Source organism: Streptomyces sp. NBC_01334 (genome assembly GCF_035983595.1).
GTDB classification, from domain to species: Bacteria; Actinomycetota; Actinomycetes; order Streptomycetales; family Streptomycetaceae; genus Streptomyces; species Streptomyces coriariae.
In genome coordinates this window covers 7414177-7429210 of record NZ_CP130718.1, presented here as the reverse complement: position 1 = coordinate 7429210, position 15034 = coordinate 7414177, and the positions used below count along the sequence as shown (strand labels likewise).

13 protein-coding genes are annotated in these 15034 nt (G+C 73.3%); 2 read left to right on the top strand and 11 right to left on the bottom strand.

Annotation, left to right across the window (positions count from 1 at the left end; genetic code table 11):
* Positions 1-18 precede the first annotated feature (18 nt).
* From OG736_RS33295 to OG736_RS33285, 3 genes are all read right to left on the bottom strand, one after another.
* On the bottom strand, positions 19-474 hold the full coding sequence (locus OG736_RS33295) for a subtilase-type protease inhibitor (RefSeq protein ID WP_327185661.1): 456 nt from the start codon (positions 472-474) through the stop codon (positions 19-21).
* Positions 471-1799 carry a M14 family zinc carboxypeptidase gene (locus OG736_RS33290; protein WP_327185660.1) on the bottom strand — a complete coding sequence of 443 codons (1329 nt, stop codon included), beginning with the start codon at positions 1797-1799 and terminating at the stop codon, positions 471-473. Before OG736_RS33290 ends, OG736_RS33295 begins: the two co-directional genes overlap by 4 nt.
* Before the next feature lie 425 nt (positions 1800-2224).
* Positions 2225-2776: an FHA domain-containing protein gene (locus OG736_RS33285; protein ID WP_327185659.1), complete on the bottom strand. Its 552-nt coding sequence runs from the start codon at positions 2774-2776 to the stop codon at positions 2225-2227.
* 165 nt (positions 2777-2941) lie between these two features.
* On the opposite strand from OG736_RS33285, the gene treZ reads away from it, so the two are divergent.
* Positions 2942-4687 (top strand): malto-oligosyltrehalose trehalohydrolase, encoded by a 1746-nt coding sequence (gene treZ, locus OG736_RS33280; protein ID WP_327185658.1) that lies wholly within the window; start codon positions 2942-2944, stop codon positions 4685-4687.
* A gap of 77 nt (positions 4688-4764) precedes the next feature.
* Here treZ and OG736_RS33275 read toward each other — a convergent pair whose 3' ends face one another.
* From OG736_RS33275 to OG736_RS33255, 5 genes are all read right to left on the bottom strand, one after another.
* The gene (locus OG736_RS33275) at positions 4765-5736 is read right to left on the bottom strand and encodes an aminoglycoside phosphotransferase family protein (RefSeq protein WP_327185657.1); all 972 of its coding nucleotides are present in this window, start codon (positions 5734-5736) and stop codon (positions 4765-4767) included.
* A gap of 49 nt (positions 5737-5785) precedes the next feature.
* Entirely contained in the window at positions 5786-6913 is a 1128-nt protein-coding gene (locus OG736_RS33270; protein WP_327185656.1) for a M24 family metallopeptidase, read from the bottom strand.
* Between the two features lie 142 nt (positions 6914-7055).
* The gene (locus tag OG736_RS33265; protein WP_327185655.1) at positions 7056-7685 is read right to left on the bottom strand and encodes a LysE family translocator; all 630 of its coding nucleotides are present in this window, start codon (positions 7683-7685) and stop codon (positions 7056-7058) included.
* Between the two features lie 109 nt (positions 7686-7794).
* The gene (locus tag OG736_RS33260; RefSeq protein WP_327185654.1) at positions 7795-8403 is read right to left on the bottom strand and encodes a PDZ domain-containing protein; all 609 of its coding nucleotides are present in this window, start codon (positions 8401-8403) and stop codon (positions 7795-7797) included.
* A gap of 107 nt (positions 8404-8510) precedes the next feature.
* On the bottom strand, positions 8511-9377 hold the full coding sequence (locus tag OG736_RS33255) for a LysR family transcriptional regulator (RefSeq protein ID WP_327185653.1): 867 nt from the start codon (positions 9375-9377) through the stop codon (positions 8511-8513).
* Positions 9378-9471: 94 nt separating this feature from the next.
* Here OG736_RS33255 and OG736_RS33250 point away from each other — a divergent pair, with 94 nt between their 5' ends.
* Entirely contained in the window at positions 9472-10203 is a 732-nt protein-coding gene (locus OG736_RS33250; RefSeq protein WP_327185652.1) for a CTP synthase C-terminal region-related (seleno)protein, read from the top strand.
* On the opposite strand, the gene cyc2 is transcribed toward OG736_RS33250, so the two are convergent.
* The 3 genes from cyc2 to OG736_RS33235 all read right to left on the bottom strand — a co-directional run bounded on the left by cyc2 (position 10194) and on the right by OG736_RS33235 (position 14688).
* Positions 10194-12380 (bottom strand): germacradienol/geosmin synthase Cyc2, encoded by a 2187-nt coding sequence (gene cyc2 / locus OG736_RS33245; RefSeq protein ID WP_327185651.1) that lies wholly within the window; start codon positions 12378-12380, stop codon positions 10194-10196. The genes OG736_RS33250 and cyc2 overlap by 10 nt on opposite strands.
* Positions 12381-12664: 284 nt before the next feature.
* Positions 12665-13963, bottom strand: coding sequence for a damage-control phosphatase ARMT1 family protein (locus OG736_RS33240; RefSeq protein ID WP_327185650.1), 1299 nt, complete (start codon positions 13961-13963; stop codon positions 12665-12667).
* A 74-nt stretch (positions 13964-14037) separates the two neighbouring features.
* Complete coding sequence (locus tag OG736_RS33235) at positions 14038-14688, bottom strand: ScbR family autoregulator-binding transcription factor (RefSeq protein WP_327185649.1); 651 nt, start codon at positions 14686-14688, stop codon at positions 14038-14040.
* Between the last annotated feature and the right edge of the window lie 346 nt (positions 14689-15034).

Here is a 15034-nt window from a genome sequence, read left to right as displayed (position 1 = left end):
GCGGCCGTCCTGGCCGGGTCAGACCTCGGGCACCTCCTGGTCGTCCAGGGCGAACACCGCCCCCGTCAGCGCCTCCCGCTCGCAGTCGTTGCCGAAGGTCCGCTCGTAGTCGACCGGGCGCCCGTTCCACTGCCCCTGCGCGCGGACCGTCACCGGCGCGTACATGAGCGGGCAGATGCGGTTGCCTTCCGCGGCGAGGGCGTCGACGTCGCCGTCGGCCCGCGCCAGGACGTCGCAGGCCTCCGCGGCACGGGAGTGACCCTGGGGCGGGTCGCACAGCAGCAGGGTGCCTCGGGTGTCGCTGGAGCGGGAGTCGCCGCGGGTGACGGTGAGCTGGAGCCAGTTGCCGGGAAGGGCGTCGTGGGAGGCCGCGAGGGCCGGGGCGGCGCCGACGGCGAGCAGGAGGGCGGCCGCGGCCGGGAGCGCGCGTCGGACGGCTTTCGCCGACCGGAGACAGGTGAGGAAGTACGTCATTCCCGATGCATCGGCACGGCCCGCTGTGTACCCCAGTCCGACTCACCCGAACGGGCACCGGCGGGCTCGGCGGCGCGGCGGCCGGCCAGCTCGAACGCGGCGAACACGACCCGCGCCTGGTACTCCGCCTGGCGTGCGACGGGAATCCAGCGCGCCCCGCACTCCTCCTGGTAGCCGGCGCACCACGCGTCGATGAGCGCGTCCAGCTCCGGCAGCGCGCCGGCGGGGTCCCTTCCGGCGCCGGTGACGAGCTGGTGCAGCAGGCCCGCCGTCCGGACGGCGATCCGGCGGCCTGCGATGCGCAGGGCGGTCAGATGGGCGGTGCTGAGCGAGGGGAGCGGGCGGGCGGAGTCGGCGGTCGCGGGGTCCCAGGCGTCCGCGAGACCGGGGCAGACCAGTAAATAGTCGTCGACCGGGGCGAGCAGACGGGCCGCGTCGGGCGCGCCGGCGAGGTGGGGCCGTACCCGCGCGAGGATACGTTCCAGCAACTGTGCGTCATGGCGCAGGGCAGAGCTCACCGTACGCAGTACCGCGTCCCGGTCGGCGGGCGGGGAGCCGTCCTCGACGGCGGCGACGCCCCACATGGGCGCCTCGACGACCGCGGTGACCGTGCCGTGCCGGTGCGGGTGGTACCAGGTCGACTCGACGGCGGCCTCGGTGATGGCGGCGGCCAGATCACGCGGCCGCGGTGGCGGGATCCGGTAGACGGCGGGTCCCAGGCGCGGCCAGTACAGGGTGTCGTAGGGACCGAGTTCGCGGGGGATGCCGAGCCGGGCGGCGGCATGGGCGACCCGCCGGGAGAGTCCGGGCAGGTCGCGGGTGAGTTCCACGAAGGCGCCGCCGACGTCGACGCCGTGCAGCGAGCACTGGAAGAAGGGTTTCAGTTCGTCCTGGAGCCGGAGCAGCGCACGGGTCTCCGGCAGCGCGGCCGCGGCCGCGCCGTCGGGCAGCCACTCGGGCTGCTCCAGGAAGCCGGGCCGGAAGAAGTTACGGAAGTAGCGGCCGAGGCTGTAGGGGCCGGTCAGCCAGCCCTCGTTGCGGCGCAGACCGTCGGGGTCGAGGCAGAGCAGCAGGTTCCAGGTGGCGTCGGCGCCGACGGTGAGCCGCGGGTCGGCGAGGACCCGTTCGGCCAGCCGCAGGACGGTGGCGCCGCCGACGGGCTCGTTGGCGTGCGGTCCGGCGACGACGAGGACCTGGCGGGCGCCCCGGCCGACGGAGAGCAGCCACAGCGGCGAGCCCGCGCGCGAGACCCCGACGCGGCGCAGCCGGACGTCCCCGGAACCACGGACGGCGAGCGCGGCCGCACGGGCGGCGAGTTCGTCCACGGTCGGGTAGCGAAGGAGGGGCGGCAGGGCACACCTCCCACAGGGCGGCGCCGTCGGTTCACCTGGTGTGTCTGGTGTACGCACAGTGAGTCATGGGCCGGGGGTACGTCAACACCACGGTAAGCGTGGGGACTTGAGCGGACCGTGACGACTCGGGCGGGCTGGAGGGTCCTGTCGGCTAGCCGGGACACGATGGTTCGACGGGCCGCATCCCGGCCGACGGGTCGACGGCGCCCGGGCAGGGCGGTGGCAGTCCGGTGCGGTCGGCGGACGGCCCACGTGTCCCGGAGGCCGGCGGGCCGGGCCGATCCAGCGGACGCACGGCAGGCCGAGCCGGTCCGGCAGCGCGCCGGTCCGGGTCGGTCCGGCCCGTCGGCGCAACAGACCTCGGCGAGGCAAGCCGGTCGGTGGGTCGGTTCGGTGGGTCAGTTCACCGAGAGGCGGAACGCCATGCGGCCGAAGGCGACCTGGTCGCCCTCGCGGACCACGGCCGCGCCGATGACACGACGTCCGTTGACCGTGGTGCCGTTGGTGGAGCCGAGGTCGCGCAGGACCCACATCCCGCCCTGGCGGCTGAGTTCGGCGTGCACCCGCGAGACGCTCTCGTGGGTCAGCCTGAGGCCGCTCGCGGGGTCGCGGCCGATGCGCAGCGCGCTCTCGGTGCCGGGGTGCGGCAGCAGCAGCTTGGGCAGCCGCTCGGCCTGCCAGGCCCTGCGCAGCCGGACCGAGAAACCGGAGACCGCCTCGACGGTGCCGAAGACGGCCCGCGAGAAGCGGTTCTCCCGGGGCAGGTCGGCGGTGAGGACGGCGAGCTCGTCGGAGCGGCGGGCGACGAGAGCCAGCTCCATGCGCCGGATGAACGTGTCGTGCGACAGTCGCCCCATGGCGACGCCGTCACGCAGCACCTTCAGCGCCCGGTCGCGCTCCACGTCGGACAACCGCGCGGGGTACGTGTTGAACTCGAAAGACGACGTCACGGTGCTGATTCTCGGTCAGCGGGCCCCGGGTGTCCAGAAGACGCGAAAACGCCCGGCCCGCCCGCCTGCCGCCAATGGGAGTGTTCCAAAAGCGGATTGATCTCGGGTGGAGCACGATGGAGGCGACGGGCTACATCACGGTGAGCAGACGAAGGGGAACCGTTCGTGCAGTTCGAGGTGTGGGCACCGCAGGCCGAACGTGTGACGCTCCAGTGCGACGGCGTCACCCGAGCGTTGGAGCGCGATCCGGAGCGGGCGGGGTGGTGGACCGGTGAGGCGGAGGCCGCGGACGGCACGCGGTACGGGTTCGCGGTGGACGACGGGCCCGTCCGCCCGGACCCCCGCTCGCGCCGTCAGCCGGACGGCCCGGACGGGCTGAGCGCGGTCGTCGACCAGACCCGCCACGAGTGGCGTACGGAGTGGTCAGGCCGACCGCTGCCGGGCGCGGTCCTGTACGAGCTGCACGTGGGCACGTACACCCCCGAGGGCACGCTGGACGCGGCCGCGGAGCGTCTGGGCCATCTCGCCGAACTCGGTGTCACACACGTCGAGTTGATGCCGCTGTGTGCGTTTCCCGGTCGGCACGGCTGGGGGTACGACGGGGTGTCGCCCTGGGCGGTCCACGAGCCGTACGGCGGTCCCGAGGCGTTGAAGCGGTTCGTCGACCGGGCCCACGCGCTCGGCCTGGGCGTCGTCCTGGACGTGGTGCACAACCACCTCGGCCCGTCCGGCAATTACCTGCCGGTGTTCGGCCCGTACTTCACCGAGACGCACCACACGCCGTGGGGCGCCGCCATCAACCTGGACGCGCCCGGCTCGGACGAGGTGCGCGCCTATCTGCTGGGCAGCGCGCTGGCCTGGCTGCGCGACTACCGGCTCGACGGGCTGCGGCTGGACGCGGTGCACGCGCTGGCGGACACGCGCGCGTGCCACTTCCTGGAGGAGCTGTCGACGGCGGTGGACGCCCTCGCGGCGGAGACCGGCCGGCCGCTGTTCCTGATCGCCGAGTCCGACCTGAACGACCCGCGGCTGATCACACCCCGCCGGACGGGCGGCCTGGGCCTGCACGCGCAGTGGAACGACGACTTCCACCACGCCCTGCACACCGCGCTCACCGGCGAGTCCCAGGGGTACTACGCCGACTTCGCGCGCGCCCCGTTCGCCGCGCTCGCCAAGACCCTCACCGGCGGCTTCTTCCACGACGGCACCTACTCCGGCTTCCGCGGCCGGCACCACGGCCGCCCGCTGGACCGCAGCCGCGTGCCCGCGCACCGGCTCCTCGGGTACGGCCAGACCCACGACCAGGTCGGCAACCGCGCCCAGGGCGACCGCCTCTCGGCGTCCCTCTCCCCCGGCCTGCTGGCCTGCGCGGCCGCGTTGACGCTGACCTCGCCGTTCACGCCGATGCTCTTCATGGGCGAGGAGTGGGCGGCGGGCACGCCCTGGCAGTACTTCACCGACCACACCGACCCGGAGCTCGCCGAGGCCGTACGGCGGGGCAGGCGGCGGGAGTTCGCGGCGCACGGCTGGGCCGAGGAGGACGTGCCCGACCCGCAGGACCCGGCGACGCGCGAGCGCTCGTGCCTGGACTGGTCCGAGCCGGAACGCGAGCCCCACGCGCGCGTGCTGGCCTGGTACCGCGAGCTGATCGCGCTGCGGCACGCGACCGCGGACCTCACCGATCCGGATCTGGCCGACATCAAGGTCGCCCACGACGCGCAGGCCCGCTGGCTGGCGTTCCGGCGCGGTGATGTCCGGGTGGCCGTCAACCTCGGCAAGGAGCCGGCCGCGATCCCCCTGGGCCCGCGTCCGGCCCGCGTCCTCGTCACCTGGGATCCGGTGGACGTGCCGGGCCGGGACGGGCTGCTGCACGTGCCCGGCGAGTCGTGCGTGGTGCTGGAGCAGGACTGAGGCAGATCCGGCGGGGCAGCCCGGCGGAGGGGCCGCCACCTCCTCCGCAGGGCCGTCCCCCGCCCCCCAGCGTCCGCTCATCGCTCCTCGTCGGCCCCGCCGTCCTCGCCCTCCTCGCGGAACTCCGTCACCCGCTCCAGCAGGATCGCCTCCCAGGCGCGTCCCAGCCGGACCCGTGGGAGGGTGAGCGCTTCGGCGTCGTGCGGGCCGGTGGTGCGGCGGTCGAGGCGTTCCGCGAGGCGGACGACGGTGTCGCAGCGGGCGAGCCACAGGCCACGCAGGCAGGGGCGGGCTCCGTAGCCGGCGAGCGTGGCGGCGCGGACGGCGGCGCCGGAGCCGACGGCGAGGGCGAGCCCGGCGATGTCCTCGGCGGGATCCCCGAGGACCGCGCCGGTCCAGTCGAGGACACCGCGCACCCGGCCGTCGGCGCTCACCACGAGGTGCTCGCCCCGCAGGGCGTGGTGGACGAGGACGGCGGTGCCGGGCTGGGCGGCGAGCTGGGCCGCGCCGGGCGAGGTGAGCTGGTGGAGGCGGGCCGGGTCGAACTCGTCGGCGCGGGCGAGGCGTCCGGCGGCGGCCACCGCCATCCGCCGAAGCGCCTCCAGCGAGCGCGGGGCGGTGCGCGGCACCCCGAGCGCCTCGGCCTGCCGGGGCGGCACCTCGCGCAGCCCCCGGAGCAGTCCGGCGAGGTCGGCCTCGCCGACGGCCGACACGTCGTGCTCCTCGGCGGTGCCGCCGGGCAGCTTGGTGTCGAGGGTGTACATCAGTCCGGGCGACCACTCACCGTGCGCGACGCTGGTGGGTACGGCGACCGGGACGTGCGGGCGGACGAGGTCACGCAGCCGCAGTTCGCGGCGGCGCCGCAGGGTCGTCTCACGGTCGGTCGCGAGACGCAGCACGTGGCGGGTGCCCACCCACCAGGTGGAGGGCGAGCCGCCCTCGACGACGGGCCGGACCTCGGGCCCGGAGCCGCCCGCGCCGCCCTCGTCGAGGAGCGCGCGGACCAGTCGGCGGACGGTGTCCGCGGTGGGAGTCGGTGCCTGGGTCATGGTCGCGCCGTTGCCGTTCGGATGGGTGCCGGGGACTCCTGGAGGCGGGTCAGTCCACTATGACCAGCTCGCGGGTGGTGTCGTTGAGACGGCGGCCGCCGTCCTCGGTGACGGTGACGATGTCCTCGATGCGCACGCCGAACCGGCCCGGCAGATACACCCCGGGCTCCACGGAGAAGCACATGCCGGGCACGAGCGGCCGCTCCTCGCCCTCGATCATGTACGGCGGCTCGTGGGTGGTGACGCCGATGCCGTGACCGGTGCGGTGGATGAAGTACTCGCCGTAGCCTGCGCCCGCGATGACCGCGCGTGCGGCCCGGTCGACCTCCTGGCAGGCGACGCCCGGCCGGACCGCCCGGAAGCCCGCCTCCTGGGCCTCTCTCACGAGGTCGTGGACCCGGCGCTCCTCCTCGGTGGGTTCACCGACGTGCACGGTGCGGGAGGTGTCGGAGCCGTAGCCGTCCTTCAGGCCGCCGAAGTCCAGGACGACCATGTCGCCGCGTTCGATGACCCGGTCGCCGACCTCGTGGTGCGGGTTGGCACCGTTCGGCCCGGAGGCGACGATGGTGAAGTCGACCTGGGAGTGCCCGAACCGGCGCAGCAGCCCGGCGAGGTCGGCGCCGACCTCCGACTCCCTGCGCCCGGCGAAGGGAACCTTCCGGATCTCCTCGAACGCCCGGTCCGCGGCGGCTCCCGCGGCCGCCATCAGCTCCAGCTCCGCCGCGTCCTTGACGGCGCGCAGCATCGGCAGGGCCTCGGTGAGCGAGGCCCAGGAGGTGGCGGGCAGGGTCTTCTGGAGGCCCAGCAGGTGCATCGCCCAGGCGTTGTCGCTGATCCCGAAACGGCCGCCCGTGTCGAGGAGGGCGGCGGTGACCGCGTAGGGGTCCTTGCCGTCGGTCCAGTCCCGCAGGGTGAGCGCCGGGGCGCCGGCCGCCTTCGCGGCGTCGGGGGCCTCCAGCGTCGGCACGACGAGGACGGGGTCCCGGCCGGGGGCGAGGGCGAGCAGGGTGAGCCGTTCGGTGGCGGCGGTGGGCGCGTAGCCGGTGAGCCATACGAGGTCGGGTCCGGGCGCCACGAGGAGTCCGGAGAGGCCGGCGTCGGCGGCCTCGCGCGCGGCCCGCTCCATGCGGGCCCGGTAGTCGTCGGCGGTGAAGGGCGCGCTGGCGGTGCCGGTCATCCGGGCCTCCCAGACAGGACGTGGCGACTGACGTGTGACGGACGTGGTGACGCTGACGTGATGGCCACGGGCAGCATCCTGCCCGTACGGCGGGGGTCGCGCGAGCCGGTCGACACGGGTTTCGGGCGGTGACCGGCCCGGGTCAGCCGTCCAGGGCCATCCGCAGGCCGAGGAGCAGCAGGACGCCGCCGGAGACCTGCTCCAGGCGGCGACGTGCCCCGGCCCGGGACAGGACGGCCTTCATCCGGCCCACGAACCACACGTACAGACCGTAGTAGCCGACCTCGTAGAGCGCCCAGAGCGCGGCGAGCCCCACCATGGCCGACAGGTGCGGGGCGCCCTCCGGCACGAACTGCGGCAGGAAGGACAGGGCGAAGACGGCCGCCTTCGGGTTGGCGAGGTTCAGCAGCAGCCCGCTGCGGTAGGAGGCCCGGCCGCTCTGCTCTACGCCCTCCCGGCCGCCGTCGACCGACGCGCCGTCCTCCTCGGTCCTGCGCGCCTGCCGCAGTGCCTGGACGCCGAACCACACCAGCACGACGGCGCCGACGACGCGCAGCACGTCGTACGCCACCTGGGACGCGGTCAGCAGGGCCGTCAGGCCGAACGCGGCGACCAGGCCCCAGACGAACACGCCGGTCTCGTTGCCGAGCACCGTCAGAAAGCCGGCGCGGCGGCTGCGCAGCGACTGCTTGACGATGAGCACGGTGCTCGGCCCGGGTGAGGCGGCGACGAGGGTGCAGGCGCCCAGGAAGGCCAACAGGGAGGTCAGCATGGCGCTCATGGTGACGCGGCGGGGGCCGTCCTGGCCAGTGGTTTGCCCTGCGGTGCCGAGGGGCGGGTGCCGGCGGCGCTTTGGTGCGGGCGACCGGGTCGGCACCCGCTCACGTGACGACGCCCGGCAGCACCGTCAACCTCCCGTATCCACCGCCGCGGTGACGGACCGTCAGCTTTACCTCCTTGCCGGGTCGGGCCTCGTCGACCGCCCGGGCGAGGTCCGTCGCCGAGTCGATCCTGGTACCGCCGAACTTCAGCAGGACGTCGCCGCGGACCAGGCCCGCCGTGTAGCCGGGGCCGGGGATGTGGACGGCGACGATCTCGGCGCCCGTCTTCTCCGCGTCCACGGCCTCCAGGCCCAGGGTGGCGTCCGGCGGGCGCGAGGACGCGGTGGCCGCCCCGGGCGACCCGGGCGAACCGTCCGGGTCGCCCGGGCCCGCTCGGCCCGGCGTGGACGCGGCGTCCGGTGCGCCCGGCCCGGTCTGCCGCTGAAGCTCGGCCAGTCTGCTCATGCCGATCACGGTCGCCCCCACGGTGCCGAGTCCGACGCCGGACAGGACCAGGACGGTGCCGGCGAACAGGCCGAACAGCAGGGTCGTCAGCCGTCGGCCGCGGCGGCGCGCGGCGTGCGGGCGTCGACCCTGGCCGCCCGGCCCGGCACCGCCGCCGGTCTCGGATCCGGGCATGGGCTTGGGACGCAACGCTGTCTGTTCCATGGATCGCCTCCGGCTGGTGCTCTACCCGGCGCATCGGCGCACCACGAGCCACGAACGAGTGAGACTGACCCAGGGGCAGGAGCGGTACGAGTCGGCCGCACCGCAGGTCACGTACGGGTGGACAGCGCCTCCACCAGCGTCCGCGCCGCACCCGACGGCGTACCCGCATACACGAGTTCGATCCGGTGGACGACCCGAGGCCCGGTGACCGGGACGGCGGCCGTGCCCGGCACGTCGGCCGCCACCGAGCGGGGCAGCAGAGCGAGGCCGTGGCCGGCGGCCACCAGGGCGGTCAGGACGCGGAGGTCGGTGCCGTCGTAGCGCAGGGCGGGGCGGAAACCGTGGCCGCCGTTCGCGGCCCGCAGCTGGGGCAGCGGCAGCCCGGCGTCGGGGGCGTCCAGCCAGCGCGCGTCGGCGAGGTCGCCGAGGCGCAGGCCGCTGCGCCGGGCCAGCGGGTGGCCTGCGGGCAGCAGGACCCGGACCGGCTCCTCGCCGACGCCGTACGTGGTCAGCGGCGCGACGTCGGGCAGCCGGAGCGGGTCACTGGGCGCGGCCAGACCGTCGACGAGGCCCACGTCGGCCGTGCCGTCGGCGACGGCGGCGGAGACGTCGTCACGGCCGAGCACCCGCAGTGTCACCCCGGCGGACGGGAGCGCGGCGAGGGCCGCCGGGCCGAGGGCGGTCGGCGAGCCGGCCAGGGTCAGCCCGTGCGAGGGCGCCGAGGCGATCCGGACGACGTCCGCGCGGGCCGCGTCCAGGCGCAGCAGCAGCGGTCCCGCGTGCTCGAGCAGCCGCTCGCCGGCCGTGGTGGGAAGAACGGGCCGGCGGGTGAGCAGCGGCGCACCGAGGTCCTGTTCGAGGGCCGCGATGTGCTGGGAGACGGCGGACTGGGTGTAACCGAGTTCCCGGGCGGCTTCGGAGAAGGAGGCGAGGCGCGCGACGGTGACGTAGGTGCGCAGCAGATGCGGGTCCATGCGCCCAGGGTCGCAGGCCGCATCAGTTCTGCTTATCGAGGGTGCAGGAATCATCGTTGGACGTGAAGTCCGTGCCGCCACCAGGATGAACGGCATGACCGACACCACCGCTCAGATCGCCAGGGTCGCCCTGGTCGGCGACCGCTCCCCGAACGTCGTCTCGCACACGCGCGTCCCGCTTCTGGTGGACGCTCTCGCCGCCCGGGACCGGCTGCTCCTGGACGCCTACTGGATCCCGTCCGAGGAGGCGGAGGCCGAGGGCGCGGTGCGCGGCTTCGACGCGGTCTGGGTGGTGCCCGGCAGCCCCTACCGCAGCGAGGCGGGCGTCCTGTCCGCGATCCGCACGGCGCGCGAGGAGGGCATCCCGTTCCTCGGCACCTGTGGCGGCTTCCAGCACGCGCTCCTGGAGTACGCCCGCAACGTCTGCGGACTGTCGCGGGCCGCGCACGCCGAGAACGACCCCGACGCGGACGATCTGCTCATCGAGCCCCTGGCCTGTTCGCTCGTCGGCCACGAGGGCGTCGTGACGATCGAGCCGGGGTCGCTCGCCCAGTCCGTGATCGGCTCGGAGCGCACGGTCGAGCGCTACTTCTGCGCGTACGGCCCCTCCCGCCACCTCGACACCCTGCGCGCCCGGGGCCTGCGTTTCTCCGGCCACGACGAGAGCGGCCAGGTGCGGATCGCCGAACTGCCGGGCCACCCCTTCTTCCTGGCCTCCCTCTTCCAGCCGGAGCTGTCCGGCGACGGCTCGCGCCCGCACCCGATCGTCCGGGCACTGGCGCGAGCCGCGGTCGAGCACGCCTCCCTCAAGGAGCGTCAGCTGTAGGAGAGCGCCGAGGCCGACAGGTGCGGGACGGGCACCGGCGGCGCGAGGTCCGGCAGGAAGCCGTGGGTGCGGCGGGCCAGGTACGCGGACTTGTAGCGGTCGACCTCGCGGTGCCAGTTCAGGATGCCGGCCAGCCAGTTCTGCAGGTCGGCGACGTAGTGCCCCATCGCCTCGCGCGCCTCGGGCGAGAGGTCGAAGTCGTCGTAGAGGATCGGCAGTTCGTGCGCGACGACATGCTCGAACTGCTGCATGCGCTGGGTCATGAGGTCATGGACGATGCCGAGCGCGGTCGGGTAGTCGCAGCCGAAGAAGTTCTGCACGACGAGGATCGCGTTGTGCATCTCGCCCTCGTACTCGATCTCCTTCTGGTACGAGAAGACGTCGTTGGTGAGGCACGCGTAGTCGACGGCGGCGTTCTCCAGCGAGCGGACGACACCGCTGCGGTAGACCTCCGGTGGCACGGCCGGGCCCTGGCCCATACGGCACAGGCTCAGCGTGAGGTCGGAGCCGAAGGTGGCGCGGCGCATCTCCAGGTAGTCGACCGGGTCGGGGACACGGTTCTGGAGCTGGTTGGACAGCTCCCACACCCAGCTCTCGGTCATGACGTCGACCGCGTCGCGCAGGGTGCGCCGCTGGTCGGGGGTCATGCCCGCGGTGGTGCGCACCCACAGGTCGATCAGGCCGCGCTCCATGGCGTCGGCGGGGACGACGGGCACCGCCTCGCCGTCGACGGGCATGCAGGCGGACAGCCGGGCCGTGGTCAGGCGGGCGGCGGCCAGGTCGCGACGATTGCCGAAGACGAGCGGGTAGTAGTCGTCGCCGTAGGTGCCCCAGGCGAGCCACTGGGCGCTGAGGTCGAGTTCCTCCGCGGTGGCGTCCGGGTCGAGGCCGGCCGCACACAGCGGGAGGTCGTAGGCGGCGAGTTTGTCCTCGTCCCAGACGCCCTCCTCCAGGATGCCCATCCGGTGCGACCAGGCCGTCAGACGCGGGCGGCACGCCTCCAGGTGCGGGCTCAGCTCCACCTGGAAGGGCATGTGGAAGTCGGGCAGCAGCGACGGGCCGACCTTCTGGTGCGGCACGTGCGCGTACGCCCGCAGGCGTTCGGCGGCGGCCGAGGCGAGCAGCGCGCCGACGTCGGCGGCGGAGGTGCCGGGACCGGTCAGCCGCTGCCAGGGCGCGTCGGAGGTGACGCCCTTGTTCATGTAGCGGCTGGAGCGCATGTGCCACTCGTGGCCGCCGGACTGCCAGTCCTGCAGACCCTTGGTGTACGCGGCGACCGCGAGGACCTCGTCGGGCGTGAGGCCCTTCTCCATGGCCACCGCGGGCACTTCGGTGAACGCGGTGTGCTCGAACTGGTGGAGGCGGGAGGTGAGGATGTCGTTGACGGTGTCGGCGGCCTCCTGGGTGGTGCACCCGAAGAACGTCTCCAGGACGAGCACGCCGTTGCTGTTCTCGCCCTCGTCCTCCACCTCTCGCTGGTAGGAGAACAGGTCGTTGCGCAGGTGCACGGCGTCGGAGAAGGTCTCCATCAGCACCCTGAGCGGCCTCGACCCGGCGACGGCGGACGGGACTTCGGCGGTCGCGTACTCCACGAGCCCCGCCGACCAGGGCGCGCCGCCCACCTTGCGCCGCATCTCGATGTACTCGACGGGGTTGGCGATCCGCCCCTCGTTGATGTTGGACAGCTCCCACATCGACTCGTTGAGCAGGTGCTCCGTCGCCACGGCGAAACGGCGACGCCAGTCCTGCGACATGTCCGGCACCGTGCGCGTCCACAGGTCGGCGAGGCCCGCCTCGACCGGGTTGCGCGGCTCGGGCACGGGCGTCGACAGGTCCAGCGGCATGAACAGCGGCAGCCGGTCCAGGTGCGCCTTGCCGGCGGCCCGGTCCGGGGTGCGCTTGAACATGTCGAGGAAGTGGTCGTCGAAGAAGAACACCCACACGTACCAGTCGGTGATCAGCGACAGCGCGGGACCGTCGCAGTCGGGGTGGGTGTAGGCGCAGAGCAGGCCGTAGTCGTGCGCCTCCAGGTCGGCCTGCTCCCAGATCCCGGACCCCTCCAGCATGCCCATCTCGCGCGCCCACTGCGTCGAGTGGGCCCGCGCCTCCTCGACGTGCGGGTTCAGGCGCGCGGGGTGCGGCATGTAGAAGTGCGGGAGTTCGAACGGTTGCGTCATGGCCGGGCCCTACCCGGGGGTCCGCGCCGCCATCCGCGGGGCGACACATGATCACACCATCGCGTGAATCGGGCGGGAAGCCGTGAACCGTACGGGACTTGGCGTATCCGTCGCCTGGGCCCTCCCGCCACCTGCCCGGTCGTCGTCGATCGGCGTCGATCAGCGCCGTTGACGCGGGCGGACCACGGCGGGCGCTCCGGTCGCGTTCGCCCGGCAGTTCGGTGCCCGCTCCGGTCCTTGCTCGCCGACCCCGACGACCTCTTCGCTCCGCTGCCCCGCGGGTGTCACTCCCGTACCTGGATCAGTGCGTGCGTTCCTCCGGTGCGCCAGCGCTGCCCCTCGGCGGCGACCAGGGCGGCCTCGGTGCCGGCGTCCAGACCGGTGATCACGTCGGACTTCAGGGTGCGCAGCGCCGCGACCGGGCCGGGGAAGTAGGCGGTGACATCGGCGAACGGGGTGGTCGGGCGCCACCGGCTGTCCCCCACCAGGCGACGGTAGTTGAGGTCGCCCTTCACAATCGTCAGGGAGGCCGCGGCGAACTCGGCCCGCAGGTCGTCCGGCATCGCGGCGTAGGGCAACGGGGCGGCGGAGAAGGGATGGGCCCGCACCGTGAGGGTGCCGTCGGCCATGGCCGCCCAGAGCCGCCGTCCGAAGTCGGCGGCCGCTCCCCGCGCGGCCGTCAGCTTCCTGAGCGCGTCGACGACGTCGGCCGTGGTGGCGTCGGAGACGTAGTACGGGTACGGCTTGACGTGCAGGACGACGCGGCCGCACCGCCCGTTCGCGAGCAGGTGGGCGGCCAGGAGGAGATCGGGGATCAGCTCCCGACCCGCGTTGTCGGCGACCAGGCACAGGGTGCCCGCTCCGGTACCGGTATCGACTCCGGTTCGGGTTTCGGTATCGGCACCGGTGCCGGTTTCGGTACCGGTGCCGGTTTCGGTACCGGCTCGGGAACCGGTTTCCGTACCTGCATCCGGATACGTATCCGCGGCCGGCAGCAGCGACCACAGCGTCTCGCTGTCGTCGGCGACCAACCCCGCCACCGCGGCCCGCTTCTCCGCCTCGACGTCGGACAGCCGGAAGCCGAGGTCGGCACGGTTGCCCCAGAGGGAGCCGTGCAGGAGCGCGCGAGCCCGTTCGTCGGCCGGACGGCCCTCGAGGGTGTCGAGCGCGGCCAGTTCCTCGTCGGTCTCGGGCGCGTCGAGCTCGGCGAGCTTGAAGGGGCGGAACGGGTCGATGCCCTGCCAGGGCCCGGGACCGAAGTAGCCGACGGAGTCAAGGAGTTGGCGGTAGAAGTAACTCTCCGACCACAGCCAGGGCACGTCGAACCAGGATCGGCCGACATACGCGTCGAGACCCCAGGTCCGCCACCGGTCACGGTCGGGCGCGCCGTCGGAGAGCGGTTCGATCACGCCCTTGGTGCAGTTGTCCAGCAGCGCGTCCAGACTCCGGTGGATGTCGGGACCGTAGGGGAACGCCTCCCGCACCTGCTGGATGATCGCCGGATGCCGTTCGGCCAGGACGCCGTGGGGGAACGAGCCGGGTTCGTCGCCGAGGATCACGGGCGGCGCGGGGGTGTCGGACATGCGGCTCACCGTATCCCGGGGGTCCGCCGCTCGGGCCGACCGTCACCGCACCACGGCCGCGCGCCCCGAGCCCGTCACACCACCGCCATGATCTCCCGCTCCAGCCGTGCCGCGAGACTGAGATAGCGCGGTCGGCGCGGTACCGGTACCAGGCCGCGGATGAGGACGTGCCACATCTCGGCCATCCGGCGGGGCAGTCGGCCGGCGGGTTCGCGGGAACGGCCGACGACTCGGGTGCCGACGAAGAAGCAGACCAGGGAGTGCGCCACGGCGTCGACGTCGACGTCCGGATGGATGTCGGACTCCGCGAGCGCGCCGCCGAGCCGCCGGGAGATCAGGTCCAGCAATTCCGCGAAGGGATGGGACAACGGCGGCCGGACCGCCACTCCCCCCGTGGCGAGCCGCAGGCCGGCCCGGGTGATCGGGCCTTCGACCGACAGCCGCGTCAGGGCGAACGTCAGGCGCATCAGGGCTTCGAGCGAGGCGTAGCCACGGTCGTCGATCTCGCCGGCGATCCGGCGTGAGGCCGAGGACTGCAACTCCATGATGGCGTGCGCCAGATCCTCCTTCGCCGCGAAGTGGAAATAGAGGGCGCCCTTGGTGACATGGGCGTGCTCGACGATGTCACTGAGGCTTGTCGACTCGTAGCCGTGCCGGTCGAACAGGTCGGCGGCGGCCGTGATGATCGTCGTGCGGGTCTGTTCGGCGCGTAACTGCCTCGCCATCGACTGGTACTCTCCCGGGCCGGTAACGAACGGGTCATGCCGTTTTTTCTTACTCCCCGTACACAATAGCTCACGGTACGACTGTAGGGGCCACGGGAGTACAGACCGCCGACGCCCCCTGCGCTCACCCGACTTGCCTGCCACCGCTGACCTTCCACGGAAGCCTCCCACAGAGAACGTACCGGGGGCATAATCGAGCCCGACTCAAAAGAGACGGGGTGCGCGGTTTCCGCTTGTGAGCGCCTTGCGGACAGGGTGCCGGAACGCCCGAGCGACACGTGTCACCGCATACCGAGGTTCCCACGACACCCTGTGGAGCACACCTCTCGGGCGGCATTCATGTGCG

Coding starts and splice junctions, on each gene's coding strand:
- OG736_RS33295 (WP_327185661.1), bottom strand. CDS start 474: ATGACGTACTTCCTCACCTGTCTCCGGTCGGCGAAAGCCGTCCGACGC.
- OG736_RS33275 (WP_327185657.1), bottom strand. CDS start 5,736: ATGACCCAGGCACCGACTCCCACCGCGGACACCGTCCGCCGACTGGTC.
- OG736_RS33270 (WP_327185656.1), bottom strand. CDS start 6,913: ATGACCGGCACCGCCAGCGCGCCCTTCACCGCCGACGACTACCGGGCC.
- OG736_RS33265 (WP_327185655.1), bottom strand. CDS start 7,685: ATGCTGACCTCCCTGTTGGCCTTCCTGGGCGCCTGCACCCTCGTCGCC.
- OG736_RS33260 (WP_327185654.1), bottom strand. CDS start 8,403: ATGGAACAGACAGCGTTGCGTCCCAAGCCCATGCCCGGATCCGAGACC.
- OG736_RS33255 (WP_327185653.1), bottom strand. CDS start 9,377: ATGGACCCGCATCTGCTGCGCACCTACGTCACCGTCGCGCGCCTCGCC.
- OG736_RS33250 (WP_327185652.1), top strand. CDS start 9,472: ATGACCGACACCACCGCTCAGATCGCCAGGGTCGCCCTGGTCGGCGAC.
- cyc2 (WP_327185651.1), bottom strand. CDS start 12,380: ATGACGCAACCGTTCGAACTCCCGCACTTCTACATGCCGCACCCCGCG.
- OG736_RS33240 (WP_327185650.1), bottom strand. CDS start 13,963: ATGTCCGACACCCCCGCGCCGCCCGTGATCCTCGGCGACGAACCCGGC.
- OG736_RS33235 (WP_327185649.1), bottom strand. CDS start 14,688: ATGGCGAGGCAGTTACGCGCCGAACAGACCCGCACGACGATCATCACG.